The organism is Nocardia sp. NPDC055029, from assembly GCF_053608525.1.
In genome coordinates this window covers 224,157-246,716 of sequence record NZ_JBSGVQ010000004.1, presented here as the reverse complement: position 1 = coordinate 246,716, position 22,560 = coordinate 224,157, and the positions used below count along the sequence as shown (strand labels likewise).

Genomic DNA, 22,560 nt, shown 5'->3' with positions numbered 1-22,560 from the left:
CCTGAGAGAGTGCGCGTAGCCATCGTCTCGGAGTCTTTCCTGCCGAACATGAACGGCGTCGTCAACTCCGTGTTGCGGGTGTTGGACCACCTGGACCAGCACGGGCACGACGCGATGATCGTGGCGCCCGACACCCTGCGCGGTGTGCCGCCCGCCCCGCGCTTTCACGGCCGCTTCCCGGTGCACCGGGTGCCGGCGATGATGGTGCCCAAGGTCAGTTCGCTGCCGGTCGGCCTGCCGCAGCCGGGGATCACCGCCGCGATCGCCGCCTTCGATCCGGACGTGGTGCATCTGGCCTCGCCGTTCCTGCTCGGCGCCGGTGGGCTGGCGGCCGCGACCCGGCTCGATCTGCCCTCGATCGCGGTGTATCAGACCGATGTGGCCGGCTTCGCCAAGAGCTACGGTCTCGGGCTGGCCGCGCGGGCGGCCTGGGCGTGGACGCGCCGGATCCACGAAGGCGCGACGCGCACGCTGGCGCCCTCCTCGGCGGCCGCGCAGGACCTGGCCGACCACGGCATTCCGCGGGTGCACCGCTGGGGCCGTGGGGTCGACATCGACCGGTTCAACCCGGCCGCGCGCAGCGCCGAATTGCGGGCGAGCTGGCTTGGCTCGCAGGACCGGCTGGTCGTCGGTTTCGTCGGCAGGCTCGCGCCGGAGAAGCACGTCGAACGACTCGCCGCGCTGGCCGGTGATCCCTCGATCCAGCTGGTCGTGGTGGGCGACGGGCCGGATCGGGCACAGCTGAGCCGGCTGATGCCGGACGCGGTGTTCACCGGTGAGCTCGGCGGCAGCGAGCTGGCCACGCATTACGCGAGCCTGGACGTGATGGTGCATCCTGGCGAGCACGAGACGTTCTGCCAGGGTGTGCAGGAGGCGCTGTCCTCCGGTGTGCCGGTGATCGGTCCCGATGCGGGCGGGCCGCGCGATCTGATCGCACACTGCCGCAACGGCTATCTGCTGCCGGTCGACCGGTTCGCCGAACTGCTGCCCAGCGCGGTCTCGGCGCTGCGTGATCCGAGCCAGCGCGCCCGGTTCGCGACGGCGGCCCGCAAGTCGGTGCTGCATCGCACCTGGCCCGCCATCTGCACCGAGCTGATGACCCACTACGCCGATGTCACCGGCATGCGCGACCGCTTGCCGCGCTCGGCATAGCAGGACGCGGCCGATAAGCTCGATTCGTGGCGACAACAGAGCAGCGGGAACCGATTCGGGCTTCGCTGGACAAGCAACCCCACGAGGTCGCGTCGATGTTCGACGGTGTGGCGAAGCGCTACGACCTCACCAACACGGTCATCTCCGGTGGCCAGGATCGGTACTGGCGGTGGGCGACGCGGCGCGCGCTCGGGCTGCGACCGGGTGAGCGGGTGCTCGACCTGGCGGCGGGCACCGGGGTCTCGACCGTGGAGCTCGGCAAGTCGGGCGCCTGGTGCGTGGCCGCCGACTTCTCCCAGGGCATGCTCGCCGCGGGCCGGTTCCGGCAGGTGCCGATGGTGGCGGGCGATGCGATGGCGCTGCCGTTCGCCGACAATTCCTTCGACGCGGTGACCATCTCCTTCGGCCTGCGCAATGTCGCCGATATCGATCTGGCGCTGCGCGAGATGCTGCGGGTGACCAAGCCCGGCGGCCGCGTGGTGGTCTGCGAGTTCTCCACCCCGGTGTTCGGGCCGTTCCGCACCGTCTACATGGAGTACCTGATGAAGGCGCTGCCGCGGGTGGCGCGGGCGGTCAGCTCCAACCCCGACGCGTACGTGTACCTCGCCGAGTCGATCCGCGCGTGGCCGAACCAGCGCAGGCTGGCCCGGCGCATCGCCGACGCGGGCTGGGACTCGGTGCAGTGGCGTGACCTCACCGGTGGTGTGGTGGCGCTGCATCGCGGCTACAAACTGGGCTGAGACCCCTCGATCCCGGGGTGAATCCGGTCACTCCGGGACAGCGCGCGGCGGGCGCTTCCCTGTCGGAACATGCCCTGATCAGGGCCGATATTCCGGTCTCGACCTCACAGTGAAAATTTTGACGTGTGAGGTCGATTGTCACCTGGACATAACGTTCGGTAAATCGAGCGCAACGACAGGTGCGGATGATCGGAGACATGACAGGGGAAGCTGACATCCGCGACACGGGCGCTGTGCGTACACAGTGCTCGTACTGCGGCGTCGGCTGCGGCATAAGCGTCCAGACCAAGACTGATCAGTCGGGCGCGCGGTTGATCGCGAAGGTCAGCGGCGACAAGCTGCATCCGGCGAACGCGGGCAGGCTGTGCACCAAGGGCGCGACGCACGCCGAGATGATGGCCGCCCCCGGCCGGATGGAGTCCGCCTATCACCGCCCTGAGCGCGGTCAGGTTCCCGTTCCGCTGCCGGTCGACGAAGCCGTCCACGAGACCGCCACGCGGCTGCGCGCGATCCTCGACGAGCACGGGCCCGACGCGATCGCCCTCTACGTCTCCGGGCAGATGTCGCTCGAAGCCCAGTACCTGGCGACCAAGCTGGCCAAGGGCTACCTGCGGACCAAGCACATCGAAGCCAATTCCCGGCTGTGCATGGCCAGCGCGGGCACCGGCTACAAGCAGTCGCTCGGCGCCGACGGTCCGCCCGGCTCCTACGACGACTTCGAGCACGCCGACCTGTTCTTCGTCTCCGGCGCGAACATGGCCGACTGCCACCCGATCCTCTACCTGCGGATGGCCGACCGGCTCAAGGCGGGCGCCAAACTGATCGTGGTCGACCCGCGCCGCACCGAGACCGCGGCCCGCGCCGACCTGTTCCTGCAGATCGCGCCCGGCACCGACCTCGCGCTGCTCAACGGCCTGCTGCACCTGCTTGTCGCCGACGGCGCGATCGACACCGCCTTCATCGCCGAGCACACCGAGGGCTGGGAGGCGATGCCCGAGTTCCTCGCCGACTACCCGCCCGCCAGGGTCGCCGAGCTCACCGGCCTGGCCGAGGCCGACATCCGCACCGCGGCGATGATGATCGCCGAGGCGGGCGAGTGGATGTCGCTGTGGACGATGGGACTCAACCAGTCCACCCACGGCACCTGGAACACCAACGCGCTGGTGAACCTGCACCTGGCGACCGGCGCGATCTGCCGCCCCGGCAGCGGCCCGTTCTCGCTGACCGGCCAGCCCAATGCCATGGGCGGCCGCGAGATGGGCTACATGGGACCTGGTCTGCCCGGCCAGCGCAGCCTGCTCTCCCCCGCCGACCGGACCTTCGTCGAGACCGCGTGGGACCTGCCCGCGGATACCCTGCGGACCGAGGCGGGCCCCGGCACCATCGACATGTTCCGCGGCCTGGCCGACGGCGAGATCAAGGCCGCCTGGATCATCTGCACCAATCCCGTCGCCACCGTGGCCAATCGCAAGACGGTGATCGCGGGACTGGAGGCGGCCGAGCTGGTCGTGGTACAGGACGCCTACACCGAGACCGCCACCAACGCCTACGCCGATCTGCTGCTGCCCGCCACGCTGTGGGCCGAAGCCGATGCGGTGATGGTGAATTCGGAGCGCAACGTCACCCTGCTGCAGCAGTCGGTCGATCCGGTCGGCGACGCGCGGCCGGACTGGTTGCTGATCGCGCAGGTTGCCACGGCCATGGGTTTCCCCGGTTTCGACTTCGCCTCGAGCGCCGAGGTGTTCGCCGAACTGCGGCAGTTCACCAACCCGGCGACCGGCTACGACCTGAGCGGCATGAGCTACGAGCGGCTGCGCGAAGGCCCGATGCAGTGGCCGTGCCGCGACAGCGATTCCCCGCGCAACCCGATCCGCTACGTCAACGACGGCACCCACCAGCCGCTGCATGTCGAGGCCGACGGCACCACCCCTCGACTCGCGTTCGCCACCCCGAGCAGGCGCGCGGTGTTCTTCGCCCGCCCGCATCTGCCCGCCGCCGAACTGCCCGACGACGACTACCCGTTCCTGCTCAATACCGGCCGCCTGCAGCATCAGTGGCACACGATGACCAAGACCGGCAAGGTCGCCAAGCTGACCAAGCTCAACGGCGCGCCGTTCGTCGAGGTACACCCCGAAGACGCCCGGCGCCTCGACCTGAAGCCCGGCGACCAGCTCGAAATCGCCTCGCGCCGTGGCCGTGCCGTGCTGCCGGTGCAGATCAGTGATCGGGTGCGGCCAGGTGATTGCTTTGCTCCTTTCCACTGGAACGACGAACAGGGCGAATATCTGACGATCAACGCCGTCACCAACGACGCGGTGGATCCCGCCTCGCTGCAGCCGGAGTTCAAGGCGTGCGCGGTGGCGCTGCGCCGGGTCGGCCCCGCCGCCGCACCCGAGCAGGCCCCGGCACAACCGGTCCGGCAGCCGGCGCAACCTGCCACCCACCCCCTGGCCGGGATTCTGGGCCTGGACGCGGCCACCTCACCGACACTCAGCGAGACCGAGCGCATCTACCTCGGCGGGTACCTCGCCGCACTGCAATCGCTGCCGGTGACCGGGCAGCCGGTGCTGCCCGCGAGCGCGCCGCTGTCGGCGCAGTCACGGCTGTGGGTCGACGGGCTGCTGGCCGGCATGTACTCGCGCACCGCCGGTGCCGCGACCGAGGTCGCGGGCGCCGATGCCGCGACCGCCGCCCCGGTGACGGTGCTGTGGGCCTCCCAGACCGGCAACGCCGAGGAACTCGCCGCCACCGTCGCCGCGCGGCTGTCCGCGGCAGGCTTCCTGCCGTCGCTGCTCGACATGGACTCCTGTGAGCTGTCGGCACTCACCGGCGACATCCTCATCGTCACCAGTACCTTCGGTGACGGCGGCCCGCCCGACAACGGCGCCGACTTCTGGACCAGGCTCGAAGACAGCATCGTGCGCCTCAACGGCGTCCGCTACGCGGTCTTCGCCCTCGGTGACTCCTCCTACGACGACTTCTGTGGACACGGCCGCAAACTCGACCGCCTGTTCGCCGAGCGCGGCGCCAAGCCGCTGGTGCCGCGGGTCGACAGCGAACCCGACTTCACCGATGCCGCCGAGCAGTGGCTCGACGACGTGCTCGCCGCACTGGGCGGCTCGGCCGCAGGCGACGCCGGACCGTCGGACCCGACCGGAGGTGGCGCGACCCCGGTTCCGAACGGTGCTGGGTTACACCAGGGTTCCGGTCCCTCCCTGTCCATGCCCTCGGGTCGCGGTGGAGCCATCGTCCTCGACCGTCCGCTCACCGCCGCGCCGAGCCGCGTCCAGCGCGCCGCCCCGGCGCCTTTCACCCGCCAGTCGCCGGTCCGGGCGACCCTGATGCGCAATGAGACGCTCAGCGCGCCCGGCTCGTCGAAAGAGGTGCGGCGCTTCGGCTTCGATCTGCACGATCTGGACGCCAGCTACGAGGTCGGCGATTCGCTGGGTGTCCTGCCGGCCAACGGCACCGAGCTGGTCGAGGAATGGCTCACCGCCACCGGCCTCGACGGCCGCCGGGTGATCGAGCTGGACGACCGCGAGCTCACCCTCACCGAGGCACTGCGCACGCACTACGACATCACCAAGGTGAGCCAGGATCTGCTCGGCTTCATCGCCGAGCGCAACCCGCACCCGCAGCTGGCCAAGCTGCTGCGCCGCGACAACCGCAACGAGCTCGCCAACTACCTGTGGGACCGCCAGGCCGTGGACGTGCTGCGTGACTTCCCGGTGCGCACCGATCTGGTCGACTGGCTCGGCGCACTGAAAAAGCTGCAACCACGCCAGTATTCGATCTCGTCGAGCCCGCTGACCACCCCCGACGAAGTGCAGCTGACCGTGGGTGTCGTCCGCTACGGCGATCCGGTGGGCGACTCCGCCCGGCGCGGCGGCGTGTGCTCGACCTTCCTCGCCGACCGGGCGGGCGCCGAGGTCCCGATCTTCCTACAGCGGGCACCGCATTTCCGCCCGCCGCTGGACCCGAACGCCCCGATGATCATGGTGGGACCGGGCACCGGTATCGCTCCTTTCCGTGGGTTCCTGCACGAGCGCCGGGCCGTCGGCGCGACCGGACGCAACTGGCTGTTCTTCGGCGACCAGCACGCCGCCCAGAACTTCTACTACCGCTCCGAGCTCGAGGACATGTTCCGTTCCGGCTTCCTCACCCGCCTCGACCTGGCCTTCTCCCGCGACCAGCGCGAGCGGATCTACGTGCAGCACCGGATGATCGAGCACGGCGCCGAGCTGTGGTCGTGGCTGCGCGACGGCGGCCACTTCTACGTCTGCGGCGACGCGGCTCGCATGGCCAAGGACGTCGACGACACCCTGCTACGCATCGCCCAGATCCACGGCAAGCTGGACGAAGCAGGCGCCCTGGCCTTCAAGAAGCAGCTCGTCGCCGAAAAGCGCTACGTCCGCGACGTGTACTGACTCACGCCGCCCGCACGGCAGGCGGATTCAGCCGGGTGAAGTCGGGCAGCCGGTGATAGGGGTAGTACGGGTACGGGGGTGTGGTCGAGCTCGCCGCGTCGAGGGCGGCCAGGTGCTCCGGATCGAGCTGCCAGCCGACGGCGCCCAGGTTCTGGCGCAGCTGTTCCTCGTTGCGGGCACCGATCAGGACGGTGGCGACGGTCGGCCTGGTGAGCAGCCAGTTGAGGGCGATCTGCGGGACGCTGCGACCGGTGTCGGCGGCGATGCGATCGAGGACATCGACGACGTCGTAGAGGTGTTCGTCGTCGACGGGCGGGCCGGCCTGCGCGGTCTCGTGCAGCCTGCTGCCCGCCGGAAGTGGCTGGCCGCGACGCACTTTGCCGGTGAGCCTGCCCCAGCCCAGCGGGCTCCAGACGACCGCGCCGACGCCCTGGTCCGCGCCGAGCGGCATCAGTTCCCATTCGTAGTCGCGGCCGACGAGGGAGTAGTAGACCTGGTGCGCGACGGGCTTTTCCAGGCCGAGCTCCTCGGCGGTGGCCAGTGCCTTCATCAATTCCCACCCGGCGTAGTTGGACACACCGAGGTAGCGGATCTTGCCTGCGCGCACGAGATCGTCCAGGGCTGTGAGGGTTTCCGCCAGCGGGGTGCCCGCGTCGAAGGCGTGTAGCTGGAACAGGTCGAGGTAGTCGGTGCCGAGGCGGCGCAGGGAGGCGTCGACGGCACGGATCAGCCTGGCCCGGCTCGCACCGGCCTCGTGCGGGCCGGGGCCGGTGGGCAGGGCCGACTTGGTCGACAGCAGCACCTGCTCGCGCCTGCCCTTGATCGCCGCGCCGAGTACCTCCTCCGAGGCGCCGTCGGAATAGACGTCGGCCGTGTCGAACAGGGTGACACCGGCCTCGAGGCTGATGTCGACCAGGCGCCTGGCCTGCGCCGCATCGGTATCGCCCCAGGCGCTGAACAGGGCGCCACGTCCGCCGAAGGTGCCCGCGCCGAAACCGAGCGCGGGAACGAGCAGACCCGATGCGCCGAGCCGCCGGTACTCCATGAGAACTCCTAAAGGGTCTATAGTTCCGTTAACACCTCGGACAGTACACCCGATGCGCGCTAAATGAAACAGGAGTTCCGTTATGAATCACGATGTCGCCTGGCCTGGGTCTGTTCGCCCAGGTGGGCGCACTGCCCGGGTCCGCGAGTCCGTCCTGCAGGTCGCCGGTGATCTGCTCGCCGACCGCGGCTTCGCCCACCTCGATCTGGCCGAGGTCGCCGCGACGGCCGGGGTCGGCAAGACCACGATCTATCGCCGCTGGCGCACCCCGGCGGGGCTGGTCGCCGACCTGCTGGTCGACATGGCCGAGCAGTCGCTGCCCCGCACCGAAACCGGCACCCTGCTCGACGACCTCACCGCCAATGCCCGGCTGGTCGCCAAGACCCTCGCCGACCGACGGCAGGGCAATCTGTTCCGCGCCGTCATCGCCGCGGCCACCTGCGACGAGGGCACCGCCGCGGCGCTGCACACCTTCTACGACACCCGGCTCACCGAATGGGCGCCCTGCGTCGACGCCGCCGTCGCGCGCGGCGAAGCGCCCGCAGGCACCGACGCTCGGGCGGTCCTGTCCGCGGTCTCCGCGCCGCTGTACTACCGGCTGCTCGCCAGCGGCGACCCCATCGACGCGGCCGCCGCCGACCAGTCGGCCAAGGCAGCCGCCCTCGCCACGATCGGCGGTGCCTTCGTCCGCTGAGTGCCTGCTTCGAGACGAATTCGCCCAGCACGCGCTGGTATTCGGCGAGGTCGACCGTGGTGCGACCGGATCAAACCTGGCGGTCCGCTGCACTCACGGTCGCCCGCCACCCCGGGTCGCGACCGGTGAGGCCGAGCAGGCGATCGAACGCGGGCGCGTCGTCGGGAACGGCGATCACCGGGCCGAACAGACCGGGCGTGCCGGACGGGTCGGTGTCGCGCAGGAATTCGTGCAGGATCGGCAGATAGCCGGGGTCGACCGTCACGGACTGCCCGGTGGCGACCGCCAGATCCCAGGCGTGGATGGTGACCTCGTCGAGGGCGACCATCGCCATCACCGCGGCGGGCAGCACGACGCCACCGGCCTCGGCGTCACCGTCCCAGGCCACGGGCGCACGCCACGCGGCGGTCAGCGCGTCGAGCTGAGCGGGGATCAGGGCGCGCCAGCCTGCGGGCAGCGGGTCGTCGAGGCTGGGCGGTGCCGACCGGCCGTCGGACTCCTTGGTCGCGGCCTGCCGGAACGCCTCGGTCAGCCCGACGACGTGGGAGAGCAGCGTCCCCACGGTGGTGTCGACGCACGGCGTCGGCGCGGTGAGCTGGTCGTCGGCGATGCCGGCGACGACGGTGGCGAGTGTGCGGGCGGCGAGGGCGAAGTCGAACTGCGGTTCCATGTGCGCTCCTGAGCGAGGACGGACTGCCTATACCTGTACAGACGGACCGAGCACCCGAAACTCATCGCCGCGCGGGTTGCCGAGCGGCCCGAATCGGCGCACGCTGGATGGCGCAACGATCAGCGACATACGTGCGAGGCGACGACCGAGGAGCACCGATGATCGACCACGAAACCGCCCGGCCGCTGGACGAGGTCCCCGAGGCCGATCGGATCGAACAGGAACAGACGGCCTTCACCGCCGGCGACCCCGACGACCCCGCCTTCTCCGATGCCGCCGACTACTCCGACCAGATGGCGGCCAATGTCGACCGCGATGCCTTCACCGCGAACCCCGCCGACGTGATCGAGCAGACCATCCCCGTCCCGTTCGACGACGAGTTCGTCGAGGGCGAGGAGCCGTAGACCCTGATGGGCGCTGTCGGCGAAGCCGTCGACCGACCCGCGCACGGCCGGAGCGAATGCGGAGGTACGCCTCAGCCCGCGATCTTCGCCCGGACGGTCGCGTGCAGTTCGCGCAGGCTGGAACGCTCGGTCGCGACCTCGAGTACGCGTAGTCCGTGCGCGTCGCCGACCAGCTCCACACCCAGCTCGTCGGGGTCGACCTGGCGGTGCGGGATCCGGTAGGCGGCGCACAGGGCGGCCAGATCCATTCCGTGCGGTGTGCCGAAGACCCGCTCGAAGACGCCCGCGTACTGCGGGTCGCCCTGTTCGAGCAGTTCGAAGATGCCACCGCCGTCGTCATTGGCGACGACGATCGTGAGGTTGTCCGGGCGCGGTTCGCCGCGCCCGATCAGCAGGCCCGACGCGTCGTGCAGGAAGGTCAGGTCGCCCATCAGCGCGACGGTGCGGCCCTGGTGGGCCAGCGCGGCACCGACCGCGCCGGAGACGGTGCCGTCGATCCCGGCGACACCACGGTTGGACAGCACCCGCACACCTGGCCGCGGATGCGAGACCAGCGCCGCGTCGCGAACCGGGTTCGACGCGCCGAGCAGCAGCTGGTCACCGTCGCGCAGCGAGTCCATGACGACGGCGGCCACATGCAGGCCGGTCGCCTTCGGGTGCGCCGACAGTTCGTCGCGCACCACCGATTGCGCCTGCCGGTTCAGCTCCGCGCAGCGCGCCAGCCACTCCTGACGCGGTGCGCCGGTGGTCACCGCGCGGGTGCCGGTGCCGACGACATTGCCGGAGACATCGGGCCAGCGCGGTCCGGTGGTCAGCGCGAAGACGGTGACATTCGGATCGGCGAGGACCCGCGAGACCTGGCGGTGCAGGGTCGGGCGGCCGGTGATGATCGCCTGCGTCGGCTTCAGCAGCGACAGTGCGAGCGGGTGCAGGGCGGGACCGTGCATCGGCGCCGTCGGCTCGGCCACCGTCGGCAGCTCGGCGAGTTCGGGCAGCAACCGCGCGCCGTGCCCGGAGATGACGACGGTGTCGGGCGTGAGGTCGATGTCGAGCGGCACGTCGAGGGTGGCGTACTGGGTCGCGGTCCATGGCCGTTCGTCGGCACGGCCCGCGGGCAGCGGATCGTCGGACAGCTCGGGGACCAGCGGCTCGCGCAGCGGGATGTCGAACTGCACCGGACCGGCGTTGCCGGAACGGGTTCCGCGCGCCGCGGCCAGCACCCGGCACACCGAGGAGCGCCACACGCTGTTCTGGCGCGGATACGCCGACTCGCCCGCCTCGGCTTCGGCGAGCCCGAGACTGATGGTGGCGCGGACCTGGCTGCCGAACAGGCCGAGCTGCTCGACCGTCTGATTGGCGCCGGTACCGAGCATCTCGTAGGGCCGGTTCGCGCTGACGACGATCAACGGCACCCGCGCGTAGTTGGCTTCCAGCACCGCGGGCCCGAGGTTGGCCACCGCGGTACCCGAGGTCATCACGACCGGCACCGGGCGCCCGGACGACACCGCGAGCCCGACCGCGAGGAAGCCCGCGGTGCGCTCATCGATGCGCATGTGCAGCCGTAGCCGCCCGGCCGCGTCCGCCGCCTGCAGCGCGAAGGCCAGTGGGGCATTACGCGATCCGGGGCACAGCACCACCTCGCGGACGCCGCCGCGCACGAGCTCGTCGACGACCACTCGTGCCTGCGCAGTTGACGGATTCACAATCCCAGAGTGTCAGACGGGGGCACACCCGTCTGCCCCCGGCCCGCGTTGGCTACGTCACCGCGCCGATTTGCGCACTGTCGTCAACGCCGCCGGAGCCATCACAGGCGGTTCTGCCCGATAACTAGATCAACAATTCAGAAATGAATCTGGCGACGGGTTTTCACGCCCGTCGCCAGATTTCAAGACCATCTCGAAGAGGAGCAGGTCGTTATCTCGATCAGATCACGCGGCAGGCGCGGTGAGTTCCTGGATACCGGTGATCGCCTCGATGATGTTGACCACCGCGGAGGTGCCGCTGTCGATCGCGCCGCTGCCCGACTCGAGCACGCTCGAACCGGCGGCCGAACCGCTGAGCACGCCGGCCGAGCCGGTGGCCACACCGGCGAGCTCGGCAGATCCGGTGGCCGAGCCCGTGTCGGCGCTGGCGACGGCCGGGCCGAAGAACATGACAGCGGCGGCAGCGGTGACACCGGCGGCGGCGAGAGTCTTGCGAGAGATCATGATCGACTTCCTTTCGACCTGCGCAATGCAGTCTTTTACGTCAGTACCGAGCGGAAGGAGTATTTCGGGAATTTCTATTTCCGAATCCGCTCGATTGGAAAGGTAATCGATACAGGGCTGTGATAGCCAGTCGTTCGCTGCATACGCGGAAGGCGGGGAATCGACGGCCACTCGCCCTTTCCCTGCCGTTCACGTACGGAGTGCCGTGGCTCACACTCTGCAGCGCGGAATTTACCCGCGACCGGGGATCGATGTGGCCGCGCACTCACCACACCCCCGTTACGTGAGTGTGGTCACACGGGCACGCGAAAGGCCGGTGCGGTTCGGGTAAACACCGAACCGCACCGGCCTCACGAGACAAACTCGCGGGGGCTACCCCGCCATGGGACTCAGCCCGCGTGCTTCTGCACCAGGTCGCCCACGCGCGGCAGAGCCTCGACGACGTGCTTCTTGGCCGACCCACGCATGGAGGAGTACACCTTCTGCAGGGCGGGACGGCTCGACGACTCGGCGCGGGCGTCGGTCACGGCCAGCAGCGACTCGGCGACCTCGTCGGACTTCGCGGTCAGCAGGTCGGCGAAGGTGCCGGCACCCGAGGCGGCGAATTCGGCCCAGTACGGCTGGAGCTGGTCGAGCAGCTTCGGCGCCAGCGAGGCCAGCGCGTCGGGAACGATGGTCGGGCTGATCTTCTTGACCGCCGCGTAGCCACCCTTCACCGCCAGGCCGGACGCACCACCTTTGTCCGAGACCTCGGCGTCGAGAACCTCGACGGCGTCGGCAAGGAAAGCCGGACGCTTGGTCTCGTCGAGCAGGGATTCAGACAGCGCTGCAACCACTTTCAGGTTCCTCCGGATCGGTTCGTTGAACGAGCAGCCGCAACTATACGCACCGGGTGCGCGAAACACGCGATGACGGCTCGAGCTGCGGTGTTACGACCTCGTACCGGTCCGCCGGGCGATAGGGCAATAATCGTGGTCGTGACTTTCGATCCGAAGCTGTGGCGGCCCGTCCCCGGGTTCGAGGACCTGACCGACATCACCTACCACCGACATATCGAGCAGGGCACGGTGCGGGTGGCGTTCGACCGGCCGGAGGTGCGCAACGCGTTCCGCCCGCACACCGTCGACGAGCTCTACCGCGCGCTCGATCACGCGCGGATGTCGCCGGATGTCGGCGCGGTGCTGCTCACCGGCAACGGACCGAGCCCCAAGGACGGCGGCTGGGCCTTCTGCTCCGGCGGTGACCAGCGCATTCGCGGCCGCAACGGCTACCAGTACGCCGACGGCGAGACCGCCGACACCGTCGACACCGCGCGCGCGGGCAGGCTGCACATCCTCGAGGTGCAGCGGCTGATCCGGTTCATGCCCAAGGTCGTCATCGCGCTGGTCAACGGCTGGGCGGCGGGTGGCGGGCACAGCCTGCACGTGGTCTGCGATCTGACGCTGGCCTCGCGCGAGCACGCGCGGTTCAAGCAGACCGACGCCGACGTCGGCTCGTTCGACGGCGGTTACGGCAGCGCGTATCTGGCGAAGATGGTCGGGCAGAAGTTCGCCCGCGAGATCTTCTTCCTCGGCAGGCCGTACACGGCCGAGGAGATGCACCAGATGGGCGCGGTGAACAAGGTCGTCGACCACGACGAGCTGGAGAACGTCGCGCTGGAGTGGACCGCCGACATCAACGGCAAATCGCCGCAGGCCCAACGGATGCTGAAGTACGCGTTCAACCTGCTCGACGACGGCCTGGTCGGCCAGCAGCTCTTCGCGGGCGAGGCGACCAGGATGGCGTACATGACCGATGAAGCGGTCGAGGGCCGCGACGCGTTCCTGGAGAAGCGCAAGCCCGACTGGGCTCCCTACCCCTGGTACTTCTGAGTAGACGGGCAGGTCCATGGAAATTCTCAACAGCCGGATCATCGTGCGGCCCAGCGACTATGCCACCACGCTGGCGTTTTACCGGGACGGCCTCGGGCTGGCGATCGCGCGGGAGTACCCGGGCGGCACGGTGTTCTACGCGGGGCAGGGACTGCTCGAGGTCGCCGGACACGGCGGCAGCGGGGAGCCGGGCCGCTTCGACGGCGCGATCTGGCTGCAGGTGCGCGATGTGGCCGACGCGGCGGCGGAGTTGGCGCTGAAGGGAATTGCGATCGAGCGCGCGCCGGTGCTCGAACCATGGGGACTGTGGGAGATGTGGGTGCGTGACCCGGACGGTGTGGCGATCGTGCTGGTACAGGTTCCCGCCGAACACCCGATCCGGCGGGATCCGCGCTGGTCGGCGGAGTGAGCGAGTGGCTGTCGCGGCGGACCCGAGTTGCCGATCCGGGTCCGGCCGCGCACGATAGCTGCGAGCAAGCGCCCGACCGCCGTCGTCCGGACCGCAGTGCGAGTTGTCGTCCATCTACTGAATCGCAGTCGCTATGCCTGCCTTTTGGCGAACCGTTTCCCGGCAAACCGACCCGTTGGCCGGGTCTTGTCGGTCGCATGACACGATCGAAGCCGTGAGGGAGCGCAACAAGCTGTATCGGGAGGTGGTGGCGTGAGCAGAACCCTGCGGACGCTGCAGATGCCGACCGGTTCCGGTGTCGGCGAAGTGCTTCCCCATCTGCGTCAGGCGCTCGACGGCAACGGCCCGGCGTGGCTACCGATTCCGACCACCGATCGCCGCGAGGCGCGCAGGCTCTCCGACGCGCTGAAGCCGGGCGATCCGATCGACGACGACGTCGCACTGGTGGTGACCACCTCCGGCACCACCGGCATCCCCAAGGGCGCGCTGCTCGGCGCCGAAGCCCTGCGGGCCAGCGGCAATGCCACCCACGACCGGCTCGGCGGACCCGGCAGCTGGCTGCTGGCGCTGCCGACCCACCACATCGCGGGCATCCAGGTACTGCTGCGCAGCATCCTGGCCGGCACCGAGCCGACCGTGCTCGACGTGTCGGGCGGGTTCCTGCCCGAGGCACTGGCCGGCGCGGTCGCCGCGATGCGCGGGCCGCGCCGCTACACCGCGCTGGTGCCGACGCAGCTGATCAAGTCGCTGGATTCGCCGGTGGCGGCCAAGGCGCTGGCCGAGCTCGACGGCGTGCTCGTCGGCGGGGCGGCGACGCCGTTGCCCGTCTACGAACGCGCGCTCGACGCGGGCATCACCGTCGTCCGTACCTACGGGATGAGCGAGACTTGCGGCGGGTGCGTCTACGAGGGTGTGCCGCTCGACGGCACCGAGGTGCGGATCGAGGACGGCCGGGTGCTGCTCGGCGGCGCGATGATCGCCCGCGGCTACCGCAACCTGCCCGACCACCCCGCTTTCGCCGAACCCGGCTGGTTCCGTACCGAGGACGCCGGCACGTATGAGGACGGCGTGCTCTCGATCACCGGCCGCCTCGACGAGGCGATCATGACCGGCGGTCTGCTGGTGATTCCGCAGGTGGTGGAGGCCGTGCTGGCCAATCACCCCGGGATCAGGGAGTGCGTCGTGCTCGGCCTGCCCGACGAGCGGCTCGGTCAGCGGGTCGCGGTCGCGATCGTGCCCGCACCCGGTGCCGCGCCGACGCTGGACGAGATCCGCGCCCACGTCGTCGCCGAGCTCGATTCGATCGCGGCGCCGCGTGAGCTGGCCGTGCTGACCGAGATCCCGCTGCGTGGACCGGGCAAGCCCGACCGCGCCGCCCTGCGCGAACACCTGCTGGCCAACACCACACACTGACGCTTGCGTGGCTCACGCCATCGCGACGCAAGGGCCGTGCAAGGCGGGCCGGGCACCGTAGGTCACATGACATACACACCCACTTCAGCGCTCGCCGTCGAGGCGGACGGTCTGGTCAAGGTGTTCGGCAATCAGCGCGCCGTGGACGGGGTGAGCCTGGCGGTGCCGCGCGGCTCGGTCTACGGGGTGCTCGGACCGAACGGCGCGGGCAAGACGACGACCATCAAGATGCTCGCGACCCTGCTGCGTCCCGACGGGGGTAGCGCGCGGATCTTCGGCCACGACGTCGTCGAGCGGCCCAACGCGGTGCGCTCGCTGATCGGCGTCACCGGACAGTACGCCTCGGTCGACGAGATGCTCTCCGCCACCGAGAACCTGATCATCTTCGCGCGGCTGCTCGGGCTGAGCAGGCCCGGCGCCCGCCGCAGGGCCGTCGAACTGCTGGAAGAGTTCGACCTCACCGAGGCGGCGAACAAGCCGCTCAAGAACTTCTCCGGCGGCATGCGCAGGCGCCTCGACCTCGCGGCCAGCCTCATCTCCACCCCGCCACTGCTGTTCCTCGACGAACCGACCACCGGCCTCGACCCGCGCACCCGCGCCCAGATGTGGGACACCATCCGCAGGCTGGTCGCCGAGGGCGCGACCGTGCTGCTCACCACCCAGTACCTCGACGAGGCCGACCAGCTGGCCGACCGGATCGCGGTGATCGACCACGGCCGGGTGATCGCCGACGGCACCGCCGACGAGCTCAAGGCCTCCATCGGCGGCTCCTCGGTGCACCTGACGCTGCTCGATCGCGAGCAACTCGACGAGGCCCGCCGCATCGTCGGCGACTTCCTCGGCGTCACCGCCCAGATCAGCCCGGAGGCGGGCAAGCTCACCGCGCCGCTGCCCGACCCCAACCTCACCGCCGACCTGCTGATCCGCCTGCGCGACTGGGAGATCGGCGTCGAGGAGATCACCGTCTCCAAGCCGACCCTCGACGAGGTCTTCCTCACCATCACCGGTCACCCGGCCGACGAATCCGACGACACCGAACGGAGCGCGGCATGACCGCAGTCCTCACCGCTCCCGCGCCCACCGACGATATGGCCCAGGTCAGCGATCGGGTGGGGCTGCGCGAGACGATCTCCACCTCGTTCACCATGGCCTATCGCGGCCTGCTCAAGATCAAGCACAATCCCGAGCAGCTCTTCGACGTGACGGTGCAGCCGATCCTGTTCACCGCGCTGTTCACCTACATCTTCGGCGGCGCGATCTCGGGCAGCGTCGACAGCTACCTGCCCGTGCTCATCCCCGGCATCCTCGTGCAGACCGTCGTGCTCACCTCGGTGGTCACCGGCACCCAGCTACGCGAGGACATGGACAAGGGCGTGTTCGACCGCTTCAAATCCCTGCCCATCGCCCGGGTTTCGGCCCTGGCCGGCGCGCTGCTGGCCGACATGGTGCGCTACGGCATCGCCTCCACGCTGACGATCATCGTCGGACTGTGCCTCGGCTACCGCCCCGGCGGCGGTTTCGCCGGCGTCATCGCGGCCTGCCTGGTGGTCGTGGTCTGCTCGTTCGCGATCAGCTGGGTGTGGGCGCTGGTCGGCGTCACCGGCAAGAGCGCAGCCTCTGTGCAGGGCGTCTCGATGATGGTGATGTTCCCGCTGACGTTCATGTCCGGCGCCTTCGCCCCGGTGAGCACCATGCCGGGCTGGATGCAGGCGATCAACCACGCCAATCCGGTGTACTACATGGTCAATACCTGCCGTGACCTGATGAACGCCAATGTCTACAGCAGCGACCTGGTGTGGTCGCTGATCGGTTCGCTCGTGGTGGTCGCGGTCTTCGCGCCGCTCACCGTGCGCGCCTACATGCGCCGGGCCTGAACCCGCGCTACCGCAACGGCATCCGATCCGTCAGGGTCGGGTGCCGTTGCCGTGTCCGTCCAGCTGGCTGACGATCTCGACGATGCGGGTGGCGGCGGCGAGCCGGCGCACACCCGCGGCACGGTGCGCAGCTTGCGCCGCGGCGACATCGCCCACCACGCCCCGGTGCATCGCGAGGTGGCGGGCCAGCTCCATCGACGGCGAGTCCTGTCTGGCCACGGACGAGGCCGCGAGGGTGAGCAGTTCGAGCCCTTCCGGCCGACCGGGATCGGTCGCCAGCAGGTAGGAACCGACAGCGCAGGCGACCGCGCCGATCTGCGGCAGGTCGAGGTACTGCGACGAGCGTTGCTCGGTCGTCGCGACGATCTGGGCGACCAGTTCGGCGGCGGCGTCGGCTCTCCCGTGCAGCACGTGGGCGCCGACCGCGGCGGCCGACACCATCATCGCGCCGGGGCCGGGACTGAGTTCGAACTCGGGCCAGCCGAGCAGATCGAGCGCCCGGTGGTAATGCCGGAGCCCGGCATCGACGTCGCCGTCGGCCAGTTCCAGTTCGGCCACCGCGGCCGCGACGGTCGAGAGCCGGTGATTGCGGCGGACGGTGGGGTCGTCGACCTGGCCCACCCCCGCAGCGTCGGAACGCAGGACCAACGCCAGTTCCGCCCGCGCCTCTTCGCGGCGGCCGCTGCCGAGCAGGACGGCGACCAGGAAGCACCGGCTCTCCAGGATCTCGTCGTGGACGCGCAAGCGGTGCATCTGCTCCAGCGCCCTGCGGTAGTACGTCACCGCCTCGTCGTAGCGGGCGGACTGGCCGGACAGCTGGGCGAGGTGCTGGTACACCATCGATGTACCCCAGACGTCCCCGGTCTCCAGATCGGCCAGCGCGCGTAGCGAGTCGCGGACCGAGCCTGGCACGTTGCCCGCGTTCTCCCAGAAGTTGGCACGGCCGACCAGGGCTGCGACCCGCTCGGTCGGGTCCGCCGAGCGGACGCCGTCGGCGAACAACCGGCCGATGCGGAAGCCGTCGGGCCGCGCGGTGATCAGCCTGCCGAGCAGACGCAGAGCTGGGTCGAGGCCGGGGTGGGCGAGCAGCCGCCGGGCCCGCAGCCGGGCCAGCGCGACCGGTCGCATGTCGCCGCCGCTGTGGAACATCAGGTGCAGGCAGGTCAGCATGTGCGTGACCATCTGGAGGTCGACGTCCTCGCTCGACACCGGCGCCGGGGGCGCGATCGCGACCACGAGCACCGCCCAGCCGATGAACTCCAGGTGCGCGCCGCGCATCACCCACACCGTCGCGGTCACCGGGAACACCGTGTACACGGTGTTCGCGTCGCCGTGCGCGGTGGCCGTGCGCAGGATCGCGACCAGATTGTCGAGCTCGGCGGTCACCGCCAGCACCATCGGCACCTGGTGGCCCGCGCGATAATCGCGGACGGCATCGGTCGCGAATTCCCGTGCCCACCTGGCCATCCGGTCACGTACCAGCGCGGTCTCGGCGTCCCCTGTCGCGGCGTCGACGGCCGCGAGCTGTTCGGCGCCGAACTCGCGCACCGTCTCGAGCATGCGGTAGCGGATGCCGGTGCCGTCGGGGTCGTCGAGGACGGTGAGCAGCGACTGGCCGACCAGGCCGTCGATCGCCGCGGCGACGTCGTCTCCCGCCGCGACGACTTCCGCCGCGGCCAGGGTGAATCCGGCCGGGAACCGCGACAGTCTGCGCAGCACGACCTGCTGGTCGGGATCGAGCAGATTCCAGCTCCAGGCGATCACCGCGTGCAGCGTCCGATGCCGCTGCGGCGCGGCGCGATCGCCGCTGCGCAGCAACGCGAACCGATGTTCGAGCCTGGACTCGATCTCGGCGACGCTCATCGTGCGGACCCGCGCCGCGGCCAGTTCGATCGCCAACGGCAAGCCGTCGAGGGTGCGGCACAGCCGGGCCACGATGTCGGGGTCGAGTCGCGCGTCGGGCCGCACCGCGCGCGCACGCGCCGCGAACAGGTCCGTCGCGGGCGAGCCCGCCGCGTCGACAGCCAGCGGCGCCAGCGGATAGACCGATTCGGCGGTGATCGCCAACGGCGACCGGCTGGTGGTGAGCACGGTCAGCTGGCCGCAGCTGCCGACCAGATCGGCGACCAGCTCGGCGGCCGACTCGATCACGTGCTCGCAGTTGTCCAGGATCAGCAGCATCGGGCGTGCGTCGAGCGCCTCGCGTAACCGTCTGCGCGCGTCGACCTGCCGGGCCAGACGCAGTCCACCCGGCTCGCGCATCACCTCGCCAAGCCCCATCACGTGCCCGATCGCCGCCTCGATCTCGACGCGCGTCTTCGACCCCGCCGCTTCGGCCTGCACCGGCGCCAGCTCGACCAGCACCACCGGCAGCGTGCCGGTGAGCCGTTCACCGACCGCGTTGGCCACCCTGGTCTTGCCGGTGCCGCCGGGGCCGAGCACGGTGGTCACCCGCGAGCGGTGCACGAGCTCGGCGATCGCGTCGAGATCGGCGGCGCGACCGAGCAATTCGTTGGGCGCGGCGCGGAGACCGACCGCGGTGGACGGGCGGTTGTGCTGTTGCCCATTCGGCCGATCGAACGGATCACCGACGCTGTCCGATGCGGCGGGTGGCGTGGGCCGGCCGTCGGTCGTGGCATCCGGCCTGCCCGACGCCGGATTACGGGCTCGGCCCGCAACACTCGCCTGCGGACCTCGTGCCGGCTCCGCGAGCGCGGGGGAACCGGACGCCGCACTGTCGACAGCATCCGGCCCCTGACCGTTGCCACCGCGAACGCCCCGATCGGTGGTCGATGCATCCGCGACACCGTGTGGGGAGGGGTGGACCTCGGCCGAACGATCCGCAGAGGGGCGCGACTCGACCGCACGATGCGGGGCAGATCGGACGCCCGGGAGTTCGATCGGTTCGCCCCGGAGCACAGCGGTGTTGAGGGCGAGCAAGGTCGGGCCAGGGTCGGCGCCGAGTTCTTCGATCAGGCGCAGTCGGTAGGCGGCGAAGGTTTCCAGCGCGTCGCCGGAGCGGCCCGCGGCGGCGAGCAGGCGGATGAGTGTGGTGTGGGCGGACTCGTCCAAAGGGTGTGCCGCGGCTGCGGCGGCGGCCAGTGGGATCGCGGCGGAGAAGTCGCCGCGGTGGGTGTGGGCGGCGAGTTCGGTGCGGTCCAGATCGCGATGTAGCTGACCGGCGGCGGCGCGCAGGTCGTCGGCGGGGCCGGAATCGGGCAGGTCGGCGCCCGGTTCGCCGCGCCACATCGCCCGGGCCGCGGTGATCGCGGCGAGGCTCGCCGTGGTCTCCCCGGTCGCGAGGAGGTCGTCCGCTCGGCGGGCCAGGGCGGTGACCGCGGTCAGGTCGACGCTGTCGGCGGGCAGGGTCAGCCGATAGCCGGCGGGGCCGATCTCCAGCGCGCCGTCGGGCAGCACCGCGCGCAGCCGGGAGACCTGCGTGTGCAGGGCGTTCATCGGGGCGCGCGGCGGCTGATCACCCCAGACCTCGTCGACCAGCGACTGCGCGCTGCGGGCCCGGCCAGGTCGCACGGCGAGTGCCGCGAGCAGCAAACGCGCCCGGGCGCCCGGCAGCGCGAGCAGGGCGCCGTCACGCCGGATCGCGATCACGCCGAGCACCCCCACGACGAGGGGGGAGGCGGCCACCGCGACGGTGGGAGGTGGCCCGTCCGGGCCGAGATGCTGTGCAGACATGCCGCAAGACATCGTAGGCGAGCGCGGCGACGAGCTCCCGTTTCCCGCGGGACGCGACACCACGGACGCACGCCGCGAAATTGTCGGTACGTCGGCTTAGGCTGACGCGCATGGGCGACTTCGAGGTGACCCGGCGCACAACCATTGCCGCCGAACCCGCACGCATCCACGGCTTCATCGACAACTTCCGCCAGTGGCGACTGTGGTCGCCCTGGGAGGATTCCGATCCGCAGCTCGCGCGCACCTACACCGGGCCCGAATCCGGCGTCGGCGCACGCTACACCTGGCGCGGCAATCGCAAGGCCGGTGCCGGCGCGATGGAGATCAAGGCCGACGCCGCGCGTGAGATCGGCATCGAGCTGGCCTTCGAGAAGCCGTTCAAGGCCACCAACTTCGTCACCTTCAGCCTCGCTCCGACGGCGGGCGGCACCGAGGTGACCTGGCAGATGACCGGAAAGCATTCGGGCATGATGGGCGTGCTCGGCAAGGTCTTCCCGATCGACAATCTGATCGGCAAGGACTTCGACAAGGGCCTGGCCCGCCTCAAGACGATCGCCGAATCCGCCTAGCAGGTTCACCGGGGCTAGGCTTCGATCCATGGCTACAGCAGCGGAATGGATCGAGGGCGCCCGGCCGCGGACGCTGCCCAACGCGATCGCGCCGGTACTCGCGGGTACCGGCGCCGCCGCATCGATCGACGGGGCCGTCTGGTGGAAGGCGATACTGGCGCTGCTGGTTTCGCTGGCACTGATCGTCGGGGTGAACTACGCCAACGATTACTCCGACGGCATCCGCGGCACCGACGACGTGCGGGTCGGCCCGCTGCGGCTGGTCGGCTCGAAACTGGCCTCCCCCACCGCTGTCCGCAATGCCGCCGTGCTGAGCCTGGCGATCGGCGCGGTCGCCGGGCTCGTGCTGGCCGTCACGACCGCGTGGTGGCTGGTACTCGTCGGCGCGCTGTGCCTGGCGGGCGCCTGGTTCTACACCGGCGGCAGCAAGCCTTACGGCTACAGCGGTTTCGGTGAGATCGCGGTGTTCGTGTTCTTCGGTCTGATCGCGGTGCTCGGCACCCAGTACGTGCAGGCACTGCGGGTCGACTGGGTCGGGTTGCTGCTGGCGATCGGAGTCGGCGCGTTCTCCAGCGCGGTGCTGGTGGCCAACAACCTGCGTGACATCCCCACCGACACCGAAGCCGGGAAGGTCACCCTGGCGGTGAAACTCGGCGACGCGCGCACCCGTACCCTGCATCTGGTGCTGCTCGCCGCGCCGTTCGTGATCAGCCTCGCGCTGATCGCCCGCACGCCGTTGGCGCTGGCCGGACTGCTGGCGTTGCCGCTGGCGATCCGGGCCAACGCCCCCGTGCGTACGGGCAAGGGCGGGCTGGAACTGATTCCCGCCCTGCGCGATTCCGGGCTGGCGCTGCTGGCCTGGTCGGCACTGAGCGCGCTGGCCGTCGGACTCGGCTAGTCGCCGTCCGGCACTTCAGCGGAGCCCGAGCAGAGCCTGCTAGTCGCCGTCCGGTACCAGGATGCCCAGTACCCAGTTGACCAGCGTGATGATCACACCACCCCACAGGGCTGCCCAGAAGCCGTCGACGCGCAGGCCGTAGTCGGTGATCTCGGTGATCTTGGCGGTGAGCCACAGCATCGCCGCGTTCACCAGCAGCAGGAACAGGCCGAGCGTGAGGATCACGAACGGCAGCGACAGGAGCTTCACGATCGGCTTGATCACGGCGTTGACGCCCGTGAACACGAGGGCGACGATGAGCAGGACCAGCGCCTTACCCCAGTTCCCCCACTCGGACGACCACTCTGGCGGCACGTAGATATCGATCTTGTCGATCCACGCGGCCGCGGCCCAGATGGCTATGGCGTTGATGACCAACCGTATTGCTAGCTGCATACGCGCAATGCTAGGCGCGAAATCGGACAATGCGGCGAGACTGACACACACCCGACACG

19 protein-coding genes are annotated in these 22,560 nt (G+C 70.1%); 12 read left to right on the top strand and 7 right to left on the bottom strand.

Annotation, left to right across the window (positions count from 1 at the left end; translation table 11 throughout):
• The first annotated feature begins 9 nt into the window (after positions 1–9).
• The 3 genes from ACWF9G_RS06035 (at position 10) to ACWF9G_RS06025 (ending at position 6,319) form a co-directional block, all read left to right on the top strand.
• Positions 10–1,152: a glycosyltransferase family 4 protein gene (locus ACWF9G_RS06035; protein ID WP_452513988.1), complete on the top strand. Its 1,143-nt coding sequence runs from the start codon at positions 10–12 to the stop codon at positions 1,150–1,152.
• 26 nt (positions 1,153–1,178) lie between these two features.
• Entirely contained in the window at positions 1,179–1,892 is a 714-nt protein-coding gene (locus ACWF9G_RS06030) for a demethylmenaquinone methyltransferase (protein ID WP_452513986.1), read from the top strand.
• Between the two features lie 185 nt (positions 1,893–2,077).
• Positions 2,078–6,319 carry a molybdopterin-dependent oxidoreductase gene (locus tag ACWF9G_RS06025; protein ID WP_452513984.1) on the top strand — a complete coding sequence of 1,414 codons (4,242 nt, stop codon included), beginning with the start codon at positions 2,078–2,080 and terminating at the stop codon, positions 6,317–6,319.
• A gap of 1 nt (position 6,320) precedes the next feature.
• Here the strand turns inward: ACWF9G_RS06025 and ACWF9G_RS06020 are convergent, their stop codons facing one another.
• Entirely contained in the window at positions 6,321–7,364 is a 1,044-nt protein-coding gene (locus tag ACWF9G_RS06020; RefSeq protein ID WP_379309055.1) for an aldo/keto reductase, read from the bottom strand.
• A gap of 82 nt (positions 7,365–7,446) precedes the next feature.
• Between ACWF9G_RS06020 and ACWF9G_RS06015 the strand changes: the two genes are divergently transcribed.
• The gene (locus ACWF9G_RS06015; protein ID WP_452513981.1) at positions 7,447–8,058 is read left to right on the top strand and encodes a TetR/AcrR family transcriptional regulator; all 612 of its coding nucleotides are present in this window, start codon (positions 7,447–7,449) and stop codon (positions 8,056–8,058) included.
• Between the two features lie 70 nt (positions 8,059–8,128).
• On the opposite strand, the gene ACWF9G_RS06010 is transcribed toward ACWF9G_RS06015, so the two are convergent.
• The gene (locus ACWF9G_RS06010; protein WP_452513979.1) at positions 8,129–8,728 is read right to left on the bottom strand and encodes a TIGR03086 family metal-binding protein; all 600 of its coding nucleotides are present in this window, start codon (positions 8,726–8,728) and stop codon (positions 8,129–8,131) included.
• 158 nt (positions 8,729–8,886) lie between these two features.
• Here ACWF9G_RS06010 and ACWF9G_RS06005 point away from each other — a divergent pair, with 158 nt between their 5' ends.
• A complete protein-coding gene (locus tag ACWF9G_RS06005; protein ID WP_379309058.1) occupies positions 8,887–9,132 on the top strand; it encodes a hypothetical protein in 246 nt (81 codons plus the stop codon).
• A gap of 71 nt (positions 9,133–9,203) precedes the next feature.
• Here ACWF9G_RS06005 and menD read toward each other — a convergent pair whose 3' ends face one another.
• From menD to ACWF9G_RS05990, 3 genes are all read right to left on the bottom strand, one after another.
• A complete protein-coding gene (gene menD / locus ACWF9G_RS06000) occupies positions 9,204–10,835 on the bottom strand; it encodes a 2-succinyl-5-enolpyruvyl-6-hydroxy-3-cyclohexene-1-carboxylic-acid synthase (protein ID WP_452513977.1) in 1,632 nt (543 codons plus the stop codon).
• 225 nt (positions 10,836–11,060) lie between these two features.
• Positions 11,061–11,339: a hypothetical protein gene (locus tag ACWF9G_RS05995; RefSeq protein WP_379309060.1), complete on the bottom strand. Its 279-nt coding sequence runs from the start codon at positions 11,337–11,339 to the stop codon at positions 11,061–11,063.
• A 389-nt stretch (positions 11,340–11,728) separates the two neighbouring features.
• The gene (locus ACWF9G_RS05990) at positions 11,729–12,175 is read right to left on the bottom strand and encodes a DUF6918 family protein (RefSeq protein WP_379308952.1); all 447 of its coding nucleotides are present in this window, start codon (positions 12,173–12,175) and stop codon (positions 11,729–11,731) included.
• A gap of 141 nt (positions 12,176–12,316) precedes the next feature.
• Here ACWF9G_RS05990 and ACWF9G_RS05985 point away from each other — a divergent pair, with 141 nt between their 5' ends.
• From ACWF9G_RS05985 to ACWF9G_RS05965, 5 genes are all read left to right on the top strand, one after another.
• Entirely contained in the window at positions 12,317–13,210 is an 894-nt protein-coding gene (locus tag ACWF9G_RS05985) for a 1,4-dihydroxy-2-naphthoyl-CoA synthase (protein ID WP_316576188.1), read from the top strand.
• 16 nt (positions 13,211–13,226) lie between these two features.
• On the top strand, positions 13,227–13,619 hold the full coding sequence (locus ACWF9G_RS05980) for a VOC family protein (protein WP_378849927.1): 393 nt from the start codon (positions 13,227–13,229) through the stop codon (positions 13,617–13,619).
• 279 nt (positions 13,620–13,898) lie between these two features.
• Positions 13,899–15,032, top strand: a complete 1,134-nt coding sequence (gene menE, locus ACWF9G_RS05975; RefSeq protein ID WP_452514025.1) for an o-succinylbenzoate--CoA ligase — start codon at positions 13,899–13,901, stop codon at positions 15,030–15,032.
• 66 nt (positions 15,033–15,098) lie between these two features.
• A complete protein-coding gene (locus tag ACWF9G_RS05970) occupies positions 15,099–16,085 on the top strand; it encodes an ATP-binding cassette domain-containing protein (protein WP_452513974.1) in 987 nt (328 codons plus the stop codon).
• The gene (locus ACWF9G_RS05965; protein WP_452513972.1) at positions 16,082–16,906 is read left to right on the top strand and encodes an ABC transporter permease; all 825 of its coding nucleotides are present in this window, start codon (positions 16,082–16,084) and stop codon (positions 16,904–16,906) included. The genes ACWF9G_RS05970 and ACWF9G_RS05965 overlap by 4 nt, the downstream gene beginning before the upstream one ends.
• Before the next feature lie 30 nt (positions 16,907–16,936).
• On the opposite strand, the gene ACWF9G_RS05960 is transcribed toward ACWF9G_RS05965, so the two are convergent.
• Positions 16,937–20,599, bottom strand: coding sequence for an AfsR/SARP family transcriptional regulator (locus ACWF9G_RS05960; protein ID WP_452513970.1), 3,663 nt, complete (start codon positions 20,597–20,599; stop codon positions 16,937–16,939).
• A gap of 110 nt (positions 20,600–20,709) precedes the next feature.
• Between ACWF9G_RS05960 and ACWF9G_RS05955 the strand changes: the two genes are divergently transcribed.
• Both ACWF9G_RS05955 and ACWF9G_RS05950 read left to right on the top strand, forming a co-directional pair.
• Positions 20,710–21,168: an SRPBCC family protein gene (locus ACWF9G_RS05955; protein ID WP_452513968.1), complete on the top strand. Its 459-nt coding sequence runs from the start codon at positions 20,710–20,712 to the stop codon at positions 21,166–21,168.
• A gap of 28 nt (positions 21,169–21,196) precedes the next feature.
• Entirely contained in the window at positions 21,197–22,066 is an 870-nt protein-coding gene (locus ACWF9G_RS05950; RefSeq protein ID WP_379308958.1) for a 1,4-dihydroxy-2-naphthoate polyprenyltransferase, read from the top strand.
• A gap of 39 nt (positions 22,067–22,105) precedes the next feature.
• Here the strand turns inward: ACWF9G_RS05950 and ACWF9G_RS05945 are convergent, their stop codons facing one another.
• Entirely contained in the window at positions 22,106–22,501 is a 396-nt protein-coding gene (locus ACWF9G_RS05945; protein ID WP_189025549.1) for a phage holin family protein, read from the bottom strand.
• Positions 22,502–22,560: the final 59 nt, after the last annotated feature.

Excerpts from the sequence above, each read along its gene's own strand:
- ACWF9G_RS06025 (WP_452513984.1), top strand. The coding sequence starts at position 2,078 with ATGATCGGAGACATGACAGGGGAAGCTGACATCCGCGACACGGGCGCT.
- ACWF9G_RS06020 (WP_379309055.1), bottom strand. The coding sequence starts at position 7,364 with ATGGAGTACCGGCGGCTCGGCGCATCGGGTCTGCTCGTTCCCGCGCTC.
- ACWF9G_RS06015 (WP_452513981.1), top strand. The coding sequence starts at position 7,447 with ATGAATCACGATGTCGCCTGGCCTGGGTCTGTTCGCCCAGGTGGGCGC.
- ACWF9G_RS06010 (WP_452513979.1), bottom strand. The coding sequence starts at position 8,728 with ATGGAACCGCAGTTCGACTTCGCCCTCGCCGCCCGCACACTCGCCACC.
- ACWF9G_RS06005 (WP_379309058.1), top strand. The coding sequence starts at position 8,887 with ATGATCGACCACGAAACCGCCCGGCCGCTGGACGAGGTCCCCGAGGCC.
- ACWF9G_RS05995 (WP_379309060.1), bottom strand. The coding sequence starts at position 11,339 with ATGATCTCTCGCAAGACTCTCGCCGCCGCCGGTGTCACCGCTGCCGCC.
- ACWF9G_RS05980 (WP_378849927.1), top strand. The coding sequence starts at position 13,227 with ATGGAAATTCTCAACAGCCGGATCATCGTGCGGCCCAGCGACTATGCC.
- menE (WP_452514025.1), top strand. The coding sequence starts at position 13,899 with ATGCCGACCGGTTCCGGTGTCGGCGAAGTGCTTCCCCATCTGCGTCAG.
- ACWF9G_RS05970 (WP_452513974.1), top strand. The coding sequence starts at position 15,099 with ATGACATACACACCCACTTCAGCGCTCGCCGTCGAGGCGGACGGTCTG.
- ACWF9G_RS05965 (WP_452513972.1), top strand. The coding sequence starts at position 16,082 with ATGACCGCAGTCCTCACCGCTCCCGCGCCCACCGACGATATGGCCCAG.
- ACWF9G_RS05960 (WP_452513970.1), bottom strand. The coding sequence starts at position 20,599 with ATGTCTGCACAGCATCTCGGCCCGGACGGGCCACCTCCCACCGTCGCG.
- ACWF9G_RS05955 (WP_452513968.1), top strand. The coding sequence starts at position 20,710 with ATGGGCGACTTCGAGGTGACCCGGCGCACAACCATTGCCGCCGAACCC.
- ACWF9G_RS05950 (WP_379308958.1), top strand. The coding sequence starts at position 21,197 with ATGGCTACAGCAGCGGAATGGATCGAGGGCGCCCGGCCGCGGACGCTG.
- ACWF9G_RS05945 (WP_189025549.1), bottom strand. The coding sequence starts at position 22,501 with ATGCAGCTAGCAATACGGTTGGTCATCAACGCCATAGCCATCTGGGCC.